General features: G+C 65.0%; 13 protein-coding genes and 1 pseudogene. 13 read left to right on the plus strand and 1 reads right to left on the minus strand.

The window, feature by feature from the left end; all coding sequences use genetic code 11:
• Positions 1–14: 14 nt before the first annotated feature.
• Entirely contained in the window at positions 15–332 is a 318-nt protein-coding gene (locus XI03_RS29035) for a hypothetical protein (protein WP_271594053.1), read from the minus strand.
• 378 nt (positions 333–710) lie between these two features.
• Here XI03_RS29035 and rpsT point away from each other — a divergent pair, with 378 nt between their 5' ends.
• From rpsT to XI03_RS29100, 13 genes and pseudogenes are all read left to right on the plus strand, one after another.
• Complete coding sequence (gene rpsT / locus XI03_RS29040) at positions 711–977, plus strand: 30S ribosomal protein S20 (RefSeq protein ID WP_018319466.1); 267 nt, start codon at positions 711–713, stop codon at positions 975–977.
• A gap of 1,243 nt (positions 978–2,220) precedes the next feature.
• Positions 2,221–3,630 (plus strand): chromosomal replication initiator protein DnaA, encoded by a 1,410-nt coding sequence (dnaA, locus tag XI03_RS29045; RefSeq protein ID WP_028139548.1) that lies wholly within the window; start codon positions 2,221–2,223, stop codon positions 3,628–3,630.
• Between the two features lie 260 nt (positions 3,631–3,890).
• Positions 3,891–5,009: a DNA polymerase III subunit beta gene (gene dnaN, locus XI03_RS29050; RefSeq protein ID WP_018319464.1), complete on the plus strand. Its 1,119-nt coding sequence runs from the start codon at positions 3,891–3,893 to the stop codon at positions 5,007–5,009.
• 210 nt (positions 5,010–5,219) lie between these two features.
• Positions 5,220–5,583, plus strand: a pseudogene (locus XI03_RS29055) (endonuclease domain-containing protein).
• A gap of 88 nt (positions 5,584–5,671) precedes the next feature.
• Positions 5,672–6,808 carry a DNA replication/repair protein RecF gene (gene recF / locus XI03_RS29060; RefSeq protein ID WP_212475298.1) on the plus strand — a complete coding sequence of 379 codons (1,137 nt, stop codon included), beginning with the start codon at positions 5,672–5,674 and terminating at the stop codon, positions 6,806–6,808.
• Positions 6,809–6,927: 119 nt separating this feature from the next.
• Entirely contained in the window at positions 6,928–7,671 is a 744-nt protein-coding gene (locus XI03_RS29065; protein ID WP_038970644.1) for a hypothetical protein, read from the plus strand.
• A 157-nt stretch (positions 7,672–7,828) separates the two neighbouring features.
• Positions 7,829–9,985 carry a hypothetical protein gene (locus XI03_RS29070; protein WP_095424958.1) on the plus strand — a complete coding sequence of 719 codons (2,157 nt, stop codon included), beginning with the start codon at positions 7,829–7,831 and terminating at the stop codon, positions 9,983–9,985.
• A gap of 72 nt (positions 9,986–10,057) precedes the next feature.
• On the plus strand, positions 10,058–10,759 hold the full coding sequence (locus XI03_RS29075) for a hypothetical protein (protein ID WP_442869753.1): 702 nt from the start codon (positions 10,058–10,060) through the stop codon (positions 10,757–10,759).
• Between the two features lie 283 nt (positions 10,760–11,042).
• A complete protein-coding gene (gyrB, locus tag XI03_RS29080; RefSeq protein ID WP_028139542.1) occupies positions 11,043–13,478 on the plus strand; it encodes a DNA topoisomerase (ATP-hydrolyzing) subunit B in 2,436 nt (811 codons plus the stop codon).
• Positions 13,479–13,674: 196 nt separating this feature from the next.
• Positions 13,675–14,142 carry a hypothetical protein gene (locus tag XI03_RS29085; protein ID WP_028139541.1) on the plus strand — a complete coding sequence of 156 codons (468 nt, stop codon included), beginning with the start codon at positions 13,675–13,677 and terminating at the stop codon, positions 14,140–14,142.
• A 140-nt stretch (positions 14,143–14,282) separates the two neighbouring features.
• Entirely contained in the window at positions 14,283–15,578 is a 1,296-nt protein-coding gene (murA, locus tag XI03_RS29090; RefSeq protein WP_152102187.1) for a UDP-N-acetylglucosamine 1-carboxyvinyltransferase, read from the plus strand.
• Between the two features lie 260 nt (positions 15,579–15,838).
• Positions 15,839–17,233: an MATE family efflux transporter gene (locus XI03_RS29095; protein ID WP_271594055.1), complete on the plus strand. Its 1,395-nt coding sequence runs from the start codon at positions 15,839–15,841 to the stop codon at positions 17,231–17,233.
• Positions 17,230–17,718 carry a DUF2867 domain-containing protein gene (locus XI03_RS29100; RefSeq protein WP_271594056.1) on the plus strand — a complete coding sequence of 163 codons (489 nt, stop codon included), beginning with the start codon at positions 17,230–17,232 and terminating at the stop codon, positions 17,716–17,718. Before XI03_RS29095 ends, XI03_RS29100 begins: the two co-directional genes overlap by 4 nt.
• Positions 17,719–17,752 lie beyond the last annotated feature (34 nt).

Genomic DNA, 17,752 nt, shown 5'->3' on the forward strand with positions numbered 1-17,752 from the left:
CCGGGAATTGAGGATCAATCCCGGGAATAGCCGATCAGCGGTTTCCGCGGCCGGAACAGGATCATCAGCAGGATGCCGAGAATGCCGAGGACGGCGAACACCGGCTGATCCAGCAGCAGGCGGATCACCGAGGTCCAGAGCCAGGGCGCCTTGGCCTCGATCCAGGTGCGGAATGCCGATTGGCTGGCCTGATTGATGTCGTTCCAGAACTGGCCGAACCGGGTGAATTTGAGGGTCTGGTCGGCCACCCAGCGGGCGCCGTCATAGACCATGAAGATGAACCCGCCAGCGAGCAGCAACAGCCCAATCAGTCGGAAAAAACCGCGGATCATGCCTCACCTTATATGGTCGTCCGATCGGAGGAGCCGACAAAACGCCGCCAGCCAATAGCCGGGAGACGGCAGAAATTCAACCTCTTCAGGGCGTTACGACGCCCCTGGAGCGCCCCGGGGGCCGCTTTTCCAGCCTGGAAAGCGTTGACGGTGCCGAAGACCCTCTCTATAAGGGCGCCAACTGGCGGCGGGCGCAATCCTGCCGCCGCTGTTCTTTGAGCAGTTGCAGGCTCCTTGGGCTTAGAGCTCTTTGCGGCCTCATGTTCCGGGGACAGCCCAGCAACCGAACACCCTAAATCCGAGCGTCGATTCCGCGGTCAAGCAAGCCGGCGCTACCCGACCAAGACGCGACCGGTACCCGCAAAGGATATTGAGACCATGGCCAATACCACTTCCGCCAAGAAAGCGACGCGCAAGATCGCCCGCCGCACCGCCGTCAACAAGTCGCGCCGCACCCAGATGCGCGGTGCCGTGCGTAACGTCGAAGAAGCCATCGCGACCGGCGACCGCGCCGCTGCCGTGAAGGCGCTGGCGAATGCCGAGCCCGCCTTGATGCGCGCCGCCCAGCGCAACATCATTCACAAGAACAACGCCAGCCGCAAAGTCTCGCGCCTCACCGCGCAGATCGCCAAGCTCGCCAAGTAACGAGCCAGGTAACGGCGAACCAATCGGTCGGCCGATCCGATCGAACATCGCACGCGTCAAACAGCCCGGCATCGCGCCGGGCTTTTTTGTTGCCAGTCATATTCACTCAACCGGTCACGCCACAGTCGATCTTCGATCGGAAGGTTTGCACCGCCTGCGCTATTCTTCGTTCCGTAGTTCTACCTGCCGATGTCTTGCAACAGTGGAAACTTTCACCGCGTTGCAAAAACCCCTGTGCTGCGGGGCTAAGATGAATTCGCGCACGCAGGAGTTCTGCACACCGTAGATTCACCGGAACGCGCGTGGCTATGGAGTTACCCTGTGAAACGAGACTCAAAAAGCGATGTCTCGCTAATCACTTATCGACATAGCGACCGCAAGCATTTGGAAAATTCGCCGACACGTCCGGCGCGTGACGAATTTGTAAAAATTTTTTTAGCAGTGACGGAGAATTGTCACATGATGCCCGGCATTCTCGATTCTGTGCACGAATCCAAAAACTTGCTTCCGAGCCTGTGAACAACTCCCGCGCGGCGTTAACCGAGGTCAAGTTTTTTGACGCCTCAAGTGTGAATCAATTTCGTTGCGAGTCTTTCCGCATAGTGTATTCCTTAAGTCGTCAGCGGCGCCCACGATCTTCAGACCAGCGCGGTTTAGGAAACGGGGCGAGCGTGCAAATCGGCGGCGGTGTGCACGTAGGCGACGCTTCAAAAAGCGAATGTCGGATCAAAAACCCATAGCAATATGGGAATGGTATCTCTTTGTCTGAATGTCTCCAAGCGGGATCTTGCGTATCCCGATCGCGCGAGACGCACGGACATCGCAAAGTTACCCCGACACGAGCGATGGCGAAGCCGAGCGGACGAACAGTGCAGACGGGCAGGGCATCAGCGATTTTTCGTCGCGGGTGTCTTCAGAAGCAGGACCTTGTCGTGAGCGATCACGGCAGGACGGGGAGGTATCATGGCCTACGGATTCAACGCGGTATTGACACAAGTTCCATCGTTCAACGATGCCGTCTCCGATCCGTCCAGCGTTCAGCCTCCCACGTGCGAGGGCGCGTCGAGTACGCGCTGACCTCGCGAACTCTCCATCTCCGACATCGCTGATCTGACCCGCGGCGTTTGCGCCGAACGGTCGAGCTATGCCTGACGATGGACTCGCTTGAGGTCGCGCCATGACCAGGGAACCCCTGCATGGCGCTCACAACGCAACCTTATCTCTCAAGAGAAGTTTTTTGACGATGACAATGGAACAGGATCGCTGGTCACGCGTGAAGGGTCGGCTGCGCTCGACCGTCGGCGAAGACGTTTACACGAGCTGGTTTGCGCGCATGGATCTGGAAGGCGTGCAGGACGAGAGTGTGCGCCTCTCGGTGCCGACCCGGTTCCTGAAGAGCTGGATTCAGGCTCATTATGCCGAGCGCGTGTTGTCGTGCTGGCAGGCCGAGATGCCGGAAGTGCATCGCATCGACCTCACGGTGCGTTCGGCCGTGCGCCCGGTGATACAGCCGAAGGAAGCCCCCGCGCCGGTCGAGACGCGACGCACGCCCACACCGGAGCTGCGCTCGACCGCGACCGCGCCGGTGTCGGCCAATCACGATGCGCTCGGCGGCTCGCCGCTCGATCCGCGCCTGACTTTCGCGAGCTTCGTCGTCGGCCGTTCCAACACGCTGGCGCATGCAGCCGCGCGTCAGGTCGCCGAAGGTCGCCGCGGCGACCCCGTGATGTTCAACCCGCTCTACATCCATGCCGGCGTCGGCCTCGGCAAGACGCATCTGCTCCAGGCGGTGACCTGGGCCGGCAATTCCGGTAACGAGCGCAAGGTGCTGTACCTGACGGCAGAGAAATTCATGTACGGCTTCGTCGCCGCGCTGAAGACGCAGACGGCGCTGGCCTTCAAGGAAGCGCTACGCGGCATCGACGTGCTGGTGATCGACGATCTGCAGTTCCTGCAGGGCAAGTCGACCCAGGCCGAGTTCTGTCACACGCTGAACGCGCTGATCGATGCCGGCCGCCAGGTCGTGATCGCCGCCGACCGGCCGCCGTCCGATCTCGAAAGCCTCGATGACCGCGTCCGCTCGCGGCTCGCCGGCGGCCTCGTGGTCGAGATGGGCTCACTCGGCGAAGAGCTGCGTCACGGCATCCTCAAGTCGCGCGTCGCCGCGGCCCGCGCCCATCATGCGACCTTCGAGGTACCGGAGGAGGTGCTGCATTATCTGGCGCGCACCATCACCCATAACGGCCGCGACCTCGAAGGCGCGATCAACCGCCTGCTGGCGCACTCGAAGCTCAACAACCGGCCGGTGACGCTGGAGATGGCGGAGCACGAGGTGCGCGACCTGGTCCGGCCGCAGGAGCCCAAGCGGATCAAGATCGAGGACATCCAGCGCGTCGTGGCGCGGCAGTATAATGTCAGCCGCTCCGACCTGCTCTCCTCGCGCCGCACCGCCAACGTGGTGCGCCCGCGCCAGGTGGCGATGTATCTCGCCAAGACGCTGACCCTGCGCTCGCTCCCCGAGATCGGCCGCCGCTTCGGCGGGCGCGACCACACCACGGTGCTGCACGCCGTGCGCAAGATCGAGGCCCTGGTCTCCAAGGACACCGCGCTGTCCGAGGAAGTGGAGTCGCTGAAGCGCCAGCTTCAGGAATAAACGCCTAAGGCACTCCTGCCATTCTACCGCCGCCCCGGCCATGCCTAGGCGGCGGTTTTCATTTGGGCGGTAAATCGTGGGAATCGTGCGGAACTGGCCCCCGATCCCTTGAATCCGGGGGCCATCCGAGCCACCTTGCGCGACCCTGGCGGCTTTGGTCATATCGGTTGGATGGCCCTGACCTGCCGGGGTCATCGGTGCCGCGGCGGGGCTTTTCGACCGCCCGGCGTCTTCATTTTGGGGATCGGGCGAGTAGTGCAATGAAGGTTACGGTCGAACGCGCGCAACTCCTGAAGTCACTGGGCCACGTCCACCGCGTGGTCGAGCGCCGCAACACGATTCCGATCCTCGGCAACGTGCTGGTCCGGGCCGAAAACGCCAAATTGTCGCTGAAGGCAACCGACCTCGATCTCGAGGTGACGGAGACGCTGCCGGCGGAAACCGCGACCGCGGGCTCCACCACCGTGCCAGCGCACATGTTCTACGACATCGTGCGCAAGCTGCCCGACGGCTCGCAGATCGTGCTGGAAGCCGACGGCGACCGCGCGGTGCTGGCGATCCGCGCCGGCCGCTCGCGCTTCACGCTGCAGACCCTGCCGGAGAATGATTTCCCGGATCTGGCCGCCGGCGACATGTCGCACTCCTTCTCGCTCGCCGCCAAGGACGTCAAGCGGCTGATTGACCGCACCCAGTTCGCGATCTCCACCGAGGAGACCCGCTATTATCTCAACGGCATCTACCTGCACGCCGCCGGCACGCCCAAGGCCGCCACCTTACGCGGCGTCGCCACCGATGGCCACCGCCTCGCCCAGCTCGATTTGGTGCAGCCGAAGGGCGCCGAGGGCATGCCCGGCGTGATCGTGCCGCGCAAGACCGTCGGCGAGGTGCAGCGCCTGATCGAGGATACCGACGCCGAGATGACGATCGAGCTGTCGCAGGCAAAAATCCGCTTTACGATCGGGAACGTCGTGCTGACCTCGAAACTGATCGACGGCACCTTCCCCGACTACGGCCGCGTCATCCCGCAGGGCAACGACAAGGAGCTCGTCGTCGACAAGAAGGACTTTGAGAACGCTGTCGACCGCGTCTCGACGATCTCCAGCGAGCGCGGCCGGGCGGTGAAGCTGTCGCTGTCGCCGGGCAAGCTGGTGCTGTCGGTGACCAATCCGGATTCCGGCAGCGCGACCGAAGAGCTCGAGGTCGAATACGCCTCCGACGCCCTCGATATCGGCTTCAACTCCCGCTATTTGCTCGACATCGCAGCCCAGATCGAAGGCGACGTCGCAACGCTCAGGCTTGCCGATCCGGGCTCGCCCACCCTGGTGCAAGACCGCGACGACAAAAGCGCATTGTACGTGCTGATGCCGATGCGGGTGTGAGGGACGTGCTCCTCCTCTCGGGATACCTTGTACGCGGAGACAACCCCTCGCCCGGCTTCGCTGCGCGAAGCCACCCTCTCCCACAAGGGGAGAGGGTGAAGCTACAGCCTTCCCTGTCGCCACAAGCGCGACGCACATTGTTGTGCCCTCTCCCCTTGTGGGAGAGGGCATCTCCGCTGGCGGATACACACTCAGTCGGGTGAGGGGTTCGTGCCGCAGGAGCCATCCCATCGGCCAGTCGCCAAGCGTCTCCGCCAATTCGCGAAGAACGCGGCACGAACCAACCGATGCTGAAACCGCAATGTGGCGCTTGCTGAGGGATCGTCGGCTCTCCACTTTCAAGTTTCGCCGACAGGTACCGTTCAAAAACTACATTCTCGATTTCGTCTGCTTCGAGAAGCGCCTCGTGATCGAGATCGACGGAAGCCAACACTCGGAATCGCAGCGAGACGCGACGCGTGAGGCGACGCTTGCTGCCGAAGGGTTTTGGACATTGCGCTACTGGAACAACGACGTGCTACAGCAGCCCGCTTCTGTATTGGAGGATATCCTTGCAAAGCTTGCCGGGCGGTAAGATACCCCTCACCCGTCGCCTCACTGCGTGAGGCGCCACCCTCTCCCACAAGGGGAGAGGGGAAGAATCGCGCCAGAACGAATAACTGATGACCCCCTCCCGCATTCATCGCCTGACGCTGACGCATTTTCGCAATTATCGGGCGGCGGGGCTCGAGACGGCGGCTGACATGGTGGCGCTGGTCGGGCTGAACGGGGCGGGCAAGACCAATTGCATCGAGGCGATCTCGTTTCTGTCGCCGGGCCGGGGCTTGCGGCGGGCGACGCTGGAAGACGTCGCCGACAACCAGGGGGACGGATCCTGGGCCGTCTCCGCGCAGGTCGAGGGCGCGCTGGGGCTGGCCACGCTCGGCACTGGCATTGATGCACCGCGCTCTGACGCCGCCGTAAGCCGGCGCTGCCGCATCGACCGCGAGCCGGTGGGGTCCGCGACGGCCTTCGGCGACCATATCCGCATGGTGTGGCTGACGCCGGCCATGGACGGGCTGTTCATGGGCGCAGGCTCGGAACGGCGGCGCTTCTTCGACCGCCTGGTGCTGGCGATCGACAACGAGCATTCCAGCCGCATCAACGCGCTGGAACGGTCGCTGCGCTCGCGCAACCGCCTGCTCGAAACTCGCAATTACGACGACCATTGGTGCGACGCGATCGAGCGCGAAACCGCGGAGCTTGCGGTCGCGGTCGCGGCAACGCGCGGCCAGACCGCGGCAAGGCTCACCGGCATGCTGAATGCACGCGCGCAGGCCTCCGCCTTTCCCTCGGCGCAGATCGCGCTCGACGGCTGGATGGAGAACGCGCTGCTGACCGAGACGGCGACGTCGGTCGAGGACCGCTACCGCCAGATCCTGCGCGACAACCGGCCGCGCGATGCCATCGCCGGCCGCACCACCGACGGCCCGCATCTCACCGATCTGCAGGTGATCTATGCGCCGAAAAGCATGCCCGCGCGTGATGCGTCCACGGGCGAGCAGAAGGCGCTGCTGATCGGCCTCGTGCTCGCGCATGCGAGTCTGGTCGCCGAGATGACCGGCATCGTGCCGCTGCTGCTGCTCGACGAGGTCGTCGCCCATCTCGATCCGAACCGACGCGCGGCGTTGTTCGACGAGCTGCGCAAGCTCGGCGCGCAGGTGTGGCTGACCGGCGCGGACCCGGCGGCCTTCGCCGAGATCGGCGCTGGAGGCGAAGTCTTCGACGTCGAGAGCGGACAGGTCTCGTCGCGACGCTAGGCCTCCGGGTTGAACCCGCTCTGTTCCATCAGCGACTAGCTGTCTGAAGCGGCGCCGACGGTGTCGCCGTTGTGCAATCGCGCAGTATTTCACACGCGCGCGATGCTTGGAGCGTAGGCATGACGACGGTAAGGCATGGGGCAAGAGCTCCTGCGCGATGGCAACTTCTTGCGTGCGGCCTCGCTCTGTTCGCGAGCTGCCTTCTCGCCGCAAGCGCCGGCGCCTGGGTATCGAATTTGTCGCCACTGTTCTCAGTCGCGCTCGCGCCGGATCCCGATGCGCGGCTGCCCGCGCCGACCCGCTACCTCTATCGAGGCACCCACACCACGGTGATGCCCGGCGTCGAAGCCCCGCTCCGCACCAGGCTCGAAACCACCGTGCCCGCAGAGCTCGGCGACGTCCTCAGCTTCTATCGCACGGAGCTCGGAAAGCTTGGCTGGCAGGAACAGCCTGATGGCGCGGTGATCGCAACCGATCACGCCCAGCTCGCTTTCGCCTCCCCGCTGGGGCCGGCCGCACTCCAGCTCGCCCGCAAGGACAGCAGCACCTCGATCCATCTCGTGCAGAAGAACGCCGATGCGGCGACCCGGGCCAATATCATGCCCGAACCCGGCCAGGCCAAGCTGGTGTTCAGCAATATCAGCGGGAGGGACGCGGCGCTCACGATCAACGCACGAACCGTCAAACGCGCCGCCGGCGCCAATGCCGTGTCGCTGGATCTGGCGCCCGGCAAGTATTCCTACGAACTGACCGTACCGGACCATTCAGCCACCACGAACGTCCTCACCCTTGCCGCCGGCGATACCTGGGAGCTCACGATCGGGCGCGACGGCGACGCCTGGCCGCCGCTCCAGCTGTATTGAGCCATGCCTGCCTGATCAGGCCCGTGACGCCGCTCGTACGCCGTCCGTTGAACCTCTCCGGTTCCCATCGCGACTTCTCGTCTGAGGCCGCGCGCCGAGGTGTCGCAGTCTGCCCATGCGCAGGGCGACGGCGCGCGCAACACCCAGGAGTTTGACGATGCCGATGATCCCGCTTGGGGCGCAAGTCCCGGCAAGATGGCTGCTGCTTGCCTGCGGCGTTCTCGCGATGGCGAGCACGTCGTATCCCGCGGACGCGGCAGACGAAAGCTTCGTCGACGTCCATACGCTGCCGCGGCTGGACGGCGCGGTGGAGGATACTTCGCACCCCGACACCTATCGCGTCATCTACACTGTGCCGACCGCGCTTGCCGCCACGTCGGACGCCACGAAGAAGCTGCTGAGGGCCGACGGCTGGGTGCCCTATGTGTATCCGCTGGACGAGAAGAGTGCCGCGCTGACCTTCAAGAAGGGTCGGCTGGGGCTGCGCGTCTCCTTCACACAGGCGCGCGGGCGCTCCGACCAATCCGCCGTGTTCTACACGCCGAACCGGATCTATGCGAACGTGCCGTTCCCGGACGGCGCGACCGATCTCGCGTTCGACGAGACCCGACCCTATCTCGGCTGCATCGCGCCCGGCGCGTTCGATGCGACCTCGGAGTTCTTTGCGAAGGAAATGGCGGCGATCGGCTGGCGCAAGCTCACGCCTGAAACGTCCTCGCGCTGGCCGAACGCCGATCTTGACGGGACCGTCCCGAACGGCGTGCGCGTCTTTTACGATCACCCCGATCGCGACGCGACGCACATCTACCAGAAGCCAGTGATGCTGACCCTGACACGACGCGACGACGGCCGCACCAATGTCGACATCCGGGTGGCGCCGTTCGCGCTGCCCCAGGAGCTCGAGGCCGACGATGACATGGCCGGCCTGCCGCGGCCGAAGCTGACCAAATCTGCAAGGGGTCTTGGCAGCGCGAGCTCCAACAAGCGCGAGATGTCGGCCGCCGCGATGGCCGAGCTGCCCGCCGTGCTCGCCTTCTATCACCGCGAGCTCGCCGCGCGCGGCTGGCGGGAAGACGGCAACGCGCCGCTCGCGCCCGGCGACGAGATCGCGATCAATGTCTCATCGGCGGAGGAAACCGGCGTGCTGCGGCTCGGCCGCAAATATGATTTCACGATGATCAGTCTGACCGCGCAGGTGAAGGACTCCGCACTTGCGGCCCGCGCCAAGGCGAAGAAGGAGGCGGACGCAAGGTTCCTCGGCGATGCTTTGGGGGCGGCTCAGCAGCTCATTGCCGCCGATGAGGCCAGGCGCAAGACGCAGGCGGCCGCCCTGTCGGATACGCCGCTGAATGCGCTCGCCGACAGCAAGACGCCGGTGCCGCTGCCCGAGACCGCCGAGGGCGTGAAGTTCGAAGGCAATGACGGCCATCTCGAATTCTCCTCCACCTCGAGTGTCAAGGCGCTCACCGCGTTCTATCGCGCGTCACTCAAGCCCGCCGGCTGGAAGGAGCAACCCTCCGTCATCAACCAGCCCAACATGGCGATGATGGAATTCTCCAAGAGCGGCAAGTCGATCTCGATGACCGTGATGCAGATGGGCCCGAAGGTGAATGTCCGCGCCGACGGATCGGGGCTGGTGATGGCCGCCGCGAAGCCGACGGCCGCCGCCGAAGTGCAGGCCAAATCCTCCGAGCCGCTCAAGCCCGACCCTGAATCCCAGCTCCCCGTGCCGACGCAGCGGTCGTCGACCTCGCTCGCCACCACCAAAATGCCGGGGAGCGAGATGCCGTTCCGCCGCGAGCTGGCAGCCAGCATCGCGGCCCCGCTCGGCGATGTCCTGGCCTTCTACCGGGCCGAGCTTTCCAAGCTCGGCTGGCAGGAAAAGGCCGACGGCGCCACCGTGTCCGCCGAACGCGCACAGATCGACTTCACCTCGCCGCAAGGCCCGGCCGTGCTCAAGCTCGGCCGCGCCAAAGGCGAGACCACGGTCAGCCTGGCGCAGAAGAATCCGGATGCCGCTGTGAAGGCCGACATCATGCCGAAGCCCGGCCAGGCCAGGCTGATGCTCGGCAATATCGGGACGAAGGAAGCCTCGCTGACAATCAACAAGCAGACGGTGAAGATCGCGGCCGGCGCCGGCGGTCCGCAATCGCCGAAAGGCCCGATGCTCGACCTGCTGCCGGGCACCTACCAGTACGCCCTGCGCATGCCCGGGCGCCCGGCCCACACCGAAACCCTCACCGTCGCCGCCGGCGACGCCTGGGGCCTCCTGGTGGGGCCGAGCGGCGACGTGCTGCCGCTGCAGATGTACTGATCTACCGGGCCCCTGATGCCGGGAACGAACATGACGACGATAAAGCCTGTGATGAGAGGTCCGGCACGCTGGTTGCTGCCGCTGTGCGGTCTCGCCCTCCTCGCGGGCGGCCTGATCGCCGCAAATGCCGGCGGATGGATACCGCATCTATCACCGCACACTTCGGCTGCACTCACGCCGGCGGATCCCGACGCCGACATGCCAGTGCCGAAGCAATACAGCTCCTCCAGCTCCAACACCACCCATGTGACCGGCATCGAAATCCCGCTGCGGGTCGGACTCGAAGCCCATGTGCAGGCCCCGCTCACTGCTGTGCTCGCCTTCTACCGCACGGAGCTCGCAAAGCGCGGCTGGGAGGAAAAGCCTGACGGCACTGTGGTTGCCGCCGATCACGCTAAGCTCGCCTTCGTCTCCCCGAAGGGCCCGGCAACATTGAAACTTGGCCGTGCGAAGGACGAGACCATTGTCGAGCTGGTGCAGCGGAATACGGAGGCCGTGGCCAAGGCCAATTTCCTGCCGATGCCAGGACGAGCGCGGCTGATCTTCGGCTATCTTGCGCCCGGCGTGGCTTCGCTCGCGATCAACGATCAGACCATCAAGATCGCGGGCGGCGAAAATCACGCACAAACACTGGATCTGCCGCCCGGCACGTATTCCTACCAGCTGGTCGTGTCGGGCCATACGTTGCGCACCGATACCATCACCGTGGCCGCAGGCGAGACCTGGTCCCTCCAGTTGGGTGACGACGACAGGAAGCCGGATCAGATCTACTGACCCCACAGACCTGTTCCCGGGCGCCACAGCACCTCGGAACAGGTCGCTGCGACCCCGCAAAATCCACGCCTTTGAAGGCTAAAAAGGGGGTCTCGAATCGGGCTTTTCGCGAGCCCCAGAATCGGCCTTCGAACACCTTGAAAACCGGCCCAAAAACCCCATTTAGTCAAAGGGTTGCCGGAAGATACTTTGCGCTAGGCGCAATCTCTCTTTCATGGCACAAATAGCTCGCAAATCAGCGCCTTTTGCGCGGCTGATTCGGGCGACATCTCGAAGGCCTCTCATGACAGAACCTGCTCGGCAGACACCTGCCGAAAACGAGCCCTCCAATCCGAGCGATTACGGCGCGGAATCGATCCGCGTGCTCAAGGGTCTCGATGCCGTTCGCAAGCGCCCGGGCATGTATATCGGCGACACCGACGACGGCTCGGGCCTGCACCACATGGTCTACGAAGTCGTCGACAACGCGATCGACGAAGCGCTGGCGGGCCACGCCACGCGCGTCGACGTCGTGCTCAATGCCGACAATTCCGTCACCGTGCGCGACGACGGCCGCGGCATTCCCGTCGACATCCACAAGGGCGAAGGAATCTCGGCGGCCGAGGTCATCATGACCCAGCTGCACGCCGGCGGAAAGTTCGACCAGAACTCCTACAAGGTCTCCGGCGGCCTGCACGGCGTCGGCGTCTCCGTCGTCAACGCGCTGTCGAGCAAGCTTGGCTTGCGAATCTGGCGCGACAACAAGGAGCACTACATCGAGTTCGCCCATGGCGATGCCGTCGCACCGCTGGTGGTGGTCGGCGACGCGCCGGGCAAACGCGGCACCGAAGTGACGTTCCTCGCTTCGGGCGAGACCTTCAAGAACATCGAATATGATTTCGCCACGCTCGAGCATCGGCTGCGCGAGCTCGCCTTTCTCAATTCCGGCGTCAACATCGCCCTCTCCGACATGCGTCACGCAGTGGAGAAGCGCGAGGAGATGCACTATTCCGGCGGCGTCGAGGAATTCGTCAAATATCTCGACCGCAACAAGAAGGCGATCGTGCCTGCGCCGATCATGGTGCGCGCAGAAGCCAACGGCATTGGCGTCGAGGCGGCCTTGTGGTGGAACGACAGCTACCACGAGAACGTGCTGTGCTTCACCAACAACATCCCGCAGCGGGACGGCGGCACCCATCTCGCCGGCTTCCGCGGCGCGCTGACGCGCCAGGTCAACGGCTATGCCGAGGCCAATGCGAAAAAGGAAAAGATCGCGCTGACCGGCGACGATTGCCGCGAAGGCCTCACCGCCGTGCTGTCGGTGAAGGTGCCCGATCCGAAATTTTCGTCGCAGACCAAGGACAAGCTGGTGTCCTCGGAAGTGCGCCCCGTGGTCGAGAACGTGCTCAACGAGGCGCTCCAGGCCTGGTTCGAGGAGCATCCGAGCGAAGCCAAGATGATCGTCGGCAAGGTGATCCAGGCCGCCGCCGCGCGTGAGGCTGCGCGAAAGGCGCGCGAATTGACGCGCAAGAGCCCGCTCTCGGTCTCCTCGCTGCCCGGCAAGCTCGCCGACTGCCAGGAGAAGGATCCGGCCAAATCCGAACTCTTCATCGTCGAGGGTGACTCGGCAGGCGGCAGCGCCAAGCAGGGCCGCAACCGCGAATTCCAGGCGGTGCTGCCGCTGCGCGGCAAGATCCTCAACGTCGAACGCGTACGCCCCGACAAGATGCTGTCGTCGGAACAGATCGGCACGCTGATCACCGCGCTCGGCACCGGCATCAGCGACGAGTTCTCGATCGAGAAGCTGCGCTATCACAAGATCATCGTGATGACGGACGCCGACGTCGACGGCGCCCACATCCGCACGCTGCTGCTGACCTTCTTCTACCGGCAGATGCGCGACATCATCGACGGCGGCTATCTCTATATCGCCCAGCCGCCGCTCTATAAGGTCTCACGCGGCAAGTCCGAGCAGTATCTGAAGGACGAGCGGGCGCTGGAGGACTATCTGATCGACGCCGGCCTCGACGACTGCGTGTACATCCCCGGCACCGGCGGCGACCGGTCCGGCCGCGATCTGCGCGCGCTGGTCGACGACGCCCGCGTGGTCCGCAGCATCCTGCGTAACCTGCACAGCCGCTATAACCGCAAGGTGATCGAGCAGGCTGCCATCACCGGCGTGCTGAACAAGTCGATCTACGGCAATCCCGAGAACGCTGCGGCCGCTGCACAATACATCGCGAGCCGGCTGGACAATCAGGCCGAAGAGGTCGAGCGCGGCTGGATCGGGCAATATGTGGAAGGCCAGGGCTTCCAGTTCGAGCGCACCGTGCGCGGCGTCAAGGAAGCCGCTGTGATCGACGATGCGTTCCTGGGGTCGGCCGAAGCCCGCAAGCTCGACGAGTACACAACGAAGCTACAGGACGTCTACGCCCGCTCCGGCAAGCTGCGGCGCAAGGATACCGAGCACATGGTCCATGGCCCGGTCGACCTGTTCGAGGCGGTGACCGAGGCCGGCCGCAAGGGCATCTCACTGCAGCGCTACAAAGGTCTCGGCGAGATGAACCCGGAGCAGCTCTGGGAGACGACGCTCGACACCGACGTGCGCTCGCTGCTGCAGGTGAAGGTCAAGGAGGTCGACGAGGCCGACGACATCTTCACCAAGCTGATGGGCGACGTGGTCGAGCCGCGCCGCGACTTCATCCAGGAACATTCGCTGAGCGCGACGATCGACATCTGAGGGCTCGCTGCTTCCACAGCGTCGTGGCCGGGCTTGTCCCGGCCATCCACGTCTTACCCCGCCAAAGAACGTGGATGCCCCGGACAAGCCCGGGCATGACGGCTAGACTAATCCCAGCACCCTGAACCTCACCACCCGCCGTCGCGACGAAGTGGCATGATCCCGTTGGCCGGTTCCGGCCGGGAAGTGTCGTGCCATGACCGCCTCTGCAACAACCAGTTCCGCCCTCCCCTCCCGCCGCCTCGGGGTGATCGGCAGCATCATCGGCGTGCTGGCGCTGATCGCGGCCGTATTGCCGCATTGGGTCATACCTGCGATTTACCCGCCACCGCCGGCGGACAAGGTGATTGTCGACACCGGCCATCGCCTGAAGGATCGCCTGATCGCGCGCGTCAAGGGCGTCGAGTACCAGGCCCCGCCGCGGGAGAAGTCGACCGGGAGCCAATTGAGGGAGGCGTCCTCGATCGCGGCGATCTCACTCGGTCTGCTTGCCATCCTGCTCTCGGTCCTCGCCCTCGTGTTTCGCGAAGAGAGGCTCCTGGCAGGCGTCGCGGCCGCACTTGGGGCCGGCGCCATTGCCGTCGAAATCTCCTTCCTGGCGATGGGCGTGCTGATGCTGATCGTCATCCTTTATGTGGTGGCCAATATCATCGGCTTGTTCTAAACGCCGGATACGGCGGGCCCATTCAGGCCAACGCGCGGCCTTCCGCCGCGACAAGTGCAGAATTGCTACCCTGCTCAATTCTCGGTAGTTTCCGCTCCCGAAGCAGCCCGCCCCAACGCAACAGGACGGAGAAAACCGACGTGGCGCCCATCCAATATATCGTCGAGGGCGGTCACCGGCTCTCGGGCTCGATCGAGCCATCCGGCAACAAGAATTCAGCGCTGCCGATCATCGCCGCCGCCCTGCTCACCGAGCATCCGGTGACGCTGGAGAACGTGCCGCGGATCCGCGACACCGAGACGCTGGTCGAACTGATCCGCTCGGTCGGCGCGGCGGCGGAATGGACCGGGCGCAACACGCTTCACATCCATGCCAAGAGCATCCGCGCCGCCGATCTCGACCCTGAGCTCTGCGTGCGCATCCGCGCCTCGATCCTGCTCGCCGGCCCCCTGCTCGCGCGCTGCGGCGAGGTGATGCTGCCGCCACCCGGCGGCGACGTCATCGGCCGCCGCCGCCTGGACACCCATGTGCTGGCGCTGGAGCAGTTGGGCGCCAAGGTCACCGCGACCGACCGGCTCGAATTCCGCGCACCCAAGCTTGCCGGCGCGGACGTGTTCCTGGACGAGCCGAGCGTCACCGCGACGGAGAACGCGCTGGTGGCGGCGGTCGCCGCCGACGGCGTCACCCACTTGCGCAACGCGGCCTCCGAGCCCCATGTGCAGGACCTCGCCAACTTCCTGGTCGCGCTTGGCGCGAAGATCGAGGGCATCGGCACCAACACCATGATCATTCATGGGCCGGCAACGCTGGGAGAAGCGACCTATCGGATCCAGCCCGACCATATCGAGGTGGGCTCGCTGATCGGGCTTGCCGCCGTGACGCGCTCGCCGCTTCGCATCACGCGCGCCGGCGTCGAGCATCTGCGCTCGATCCGCATGGGTTTCGAGCGGCTCGGCATCGTCTGCCGGGTCGAGGGCGACGACCTGATCGTGCCGTCGAACCAGACACTGAAGATCCAGGACGATTTCGGCGGCCACGTGCCGAAGCTGGAGGACCAGCCCTGGCCGGCCTTTCCGGCCGACCTGATGTCGATCGCGATCGTCACCGCCACGCAATGCGAGGGCGTGATCCTGATGTTCGAGAAGATGTTCGAATCCAGGATGTTCTTCGTCGACAAGCTGATCGCGATGGGCGCGCGCATCGTGCTGTGCGACCCGCACCGCGCCATCATCGCAGGGCCCAGCCGCCTGCACGGCGCGACCATGACCTCACCCGACATCCGCGCCGGCATGGCGATGTTGCTGGCCGCCGTGTGCGCCCAGGGCACCTCCACCATCAACAACGCCGACCAGATCGAGCGTGGCTACGAGCGCATCGAGGAACGGCTGAACGCGCTGGGCGCGAAGATCACGCGCGTGCCGGAGCGGAGGGGCTGAGGGTTCTGTCTTCCTTCTCCCTCGTGGGAGAAGGTGGCGAAGCACATAGTATCGTAGGGTGGGCAGAGCGACTTGTCCGCCGTAGCTCGTAGAGCGAAGGCGGAAGCGTGCCCACGCCCTCTGTTGCAATATTGGAAAGGTGGTGGGCACGGCGCGCCTTTGCCCACCCTACGAGACCGAGCTAACGGATAGGGAGCACCTCACCTCTCCTCGCTCTCACAGGCCATGTTTTCGTCGCGCGGCCGTGCTAATGAGCCGCCATGCTCGACACCGTCCAACATCATTCGCAGCCGCAAGCCGGCGTGCCGCAGAACCATCTCGCCGAAGAGTTCGTCGAGACGCTGCGGCTGGCCGTGCCGATGATGCTGACGCAGCTCGGGCAGATCGCGATGATCACGACCGATCTCGCGCTGATCGGGCGGCTTGGCGAGGATGCGGTGGCCGCGGCGGCGCTGGCGCACACCGTCTATTTCGTCAGCTTCACCTTCGGGCTCGGATTGATGGCTGCGGTGTCGCCGCTGGCGGCGCAGGCGTTTGGCGCCGGAGATGTCAGGCTGATCCGCCGCTCCTTGCGCGTCGGCCTGTGGGTCGCGCTGCTGATCTCGCTGCCGATGATGGCCTCGCCGCTCTATGGCGAGCGGATCCTGCTCGCGCTCGGACAGGCGCCGCAGTCGGCCGCGCTGGCCCAGCGCTATCTCAACGGCCTGGCCTGGGGCATCGCGCCGGCGCTCGGCTTCATCGCGTTGCGCAGCATGATGAGCGCGGTGAACCGGCCGCAGCCGCCGCTCTGGATCACGCTCGCGGCGATCCCGGTCAATGCCGCGCTGGTCTATGCGCTGATCCACGGCCTGTTCGGCCTGCCGGAGCTCGGCCTGTTCGGCGCCGGACTTGCGACCACGATCGTCAACCTCGGCACGTTCGTCGCCGTGCTCGCGATCGCAGGGCTGCGCAAGCCGTTTTCGGACTACCGCCCGCTTGCCCGCCTGTGGCGGATCGATTGGCCGCTGATGCGTCAGCTGATCGCGATCGGCGCACCGATCTCGTTTTCGCTGCTGCTGGAATATGGCCTGTTCTCCTCGGCAGCGCTGCTGATGGGGTTGATCTCGACCGCCGCGATTGCCGCGCATCAGATCGCGCTGCAGATCACCGCCGTGCTGTTCATGGTGCCGCTCGGCATCGGCATGGCGGCCACCGTGCGGGTCGGCCACGCCTTCGGCCGCGGCGAGCCGGCGGCGGTGAAGCGCGCCGGGCTCGTCGCCGCCTTGCTCGGCATGGCGTTGGTCTCCGCCCTGACGATCGCCATCATCCTCGGCCGCTACCAGTTGGGCCGGCTGTTCTTCGGCAGCGGTGAGGCGAGCGCGGCCACCATCGAGCTGACCGCGACGCTGCTGCTGGTCGGCGCCACCTTCTTCATCGCCGATGGTCTGCAGACCATCATGGGTGGCGCGCTACGCGGCATCAACGATACGAGAATGACACTGCTGTTCGCGGCAATCGGCTATTGGGGCATCGCCTTTCCCATCGCCTGGGTGCTGGCCTTCAACGGGGGGCTCGGCGCGGTCGGTGTCTGGGTCGGATTTTCCCTCGGGACATTCGTCTATGCCGGGCTCTTGATCTTGCGCTTCCGGATGCTGACGCGCAGACTGGCGAGATGAACGGGGCCGTCCGCGAAGTCACGCCTGAGGTCGATGCCAACACGCTGCTGGCAGGCGCGCAATTCGTCGACGCGTTTCGCGTCGAGATCGGCGCAGCGACGGTGAATGCCCGCGAGGCCTGCACCCGGATGGTGCTGCACGGGCCGCGCTGGATCGACGTGCTGCTGCGCCTGCGCAACATTGTTGTGACGCCGTTCGGGCTGAAGACGTCGGGCGAAGGCGCACCGGCGCCGCACGGATTGATCGGCCTCTTTCCGGTGGTCGACGAAACGCCCGACCGTCTGGTCGCGGGTTTCGACGACTACCACCTCGACTTCCGCATCGTCGTCGACGTAGCCGGCGACGCCGCGGGCCGACAGGTCACATCGACCACGCTGGTGCGGACACACAATCTGCTTGGCCGGACCTACCTCACGCTCATCATGCCCTTCCACAAGCTCGTGGTTCGCAGCATGATGACAGGGATCATGGAGCCGGCGCGATGAACCGTCCGGGCCGACATTGACGAACACCGCCCGC

Origin of the sequence: Bradyrhizobium sp. CCBAU 65884 (assembly GCF_028128835.1) — a bacterium.
In the GTDB taxonomy this organism is placed as follows: domain Bacteria; phylum Pseudomonadota; class Alphaproteobacteria; order Rhizobiales; family Xanthobacteraceae; genus Bradyrhizobium; species Bradyrhizobium ottawaense.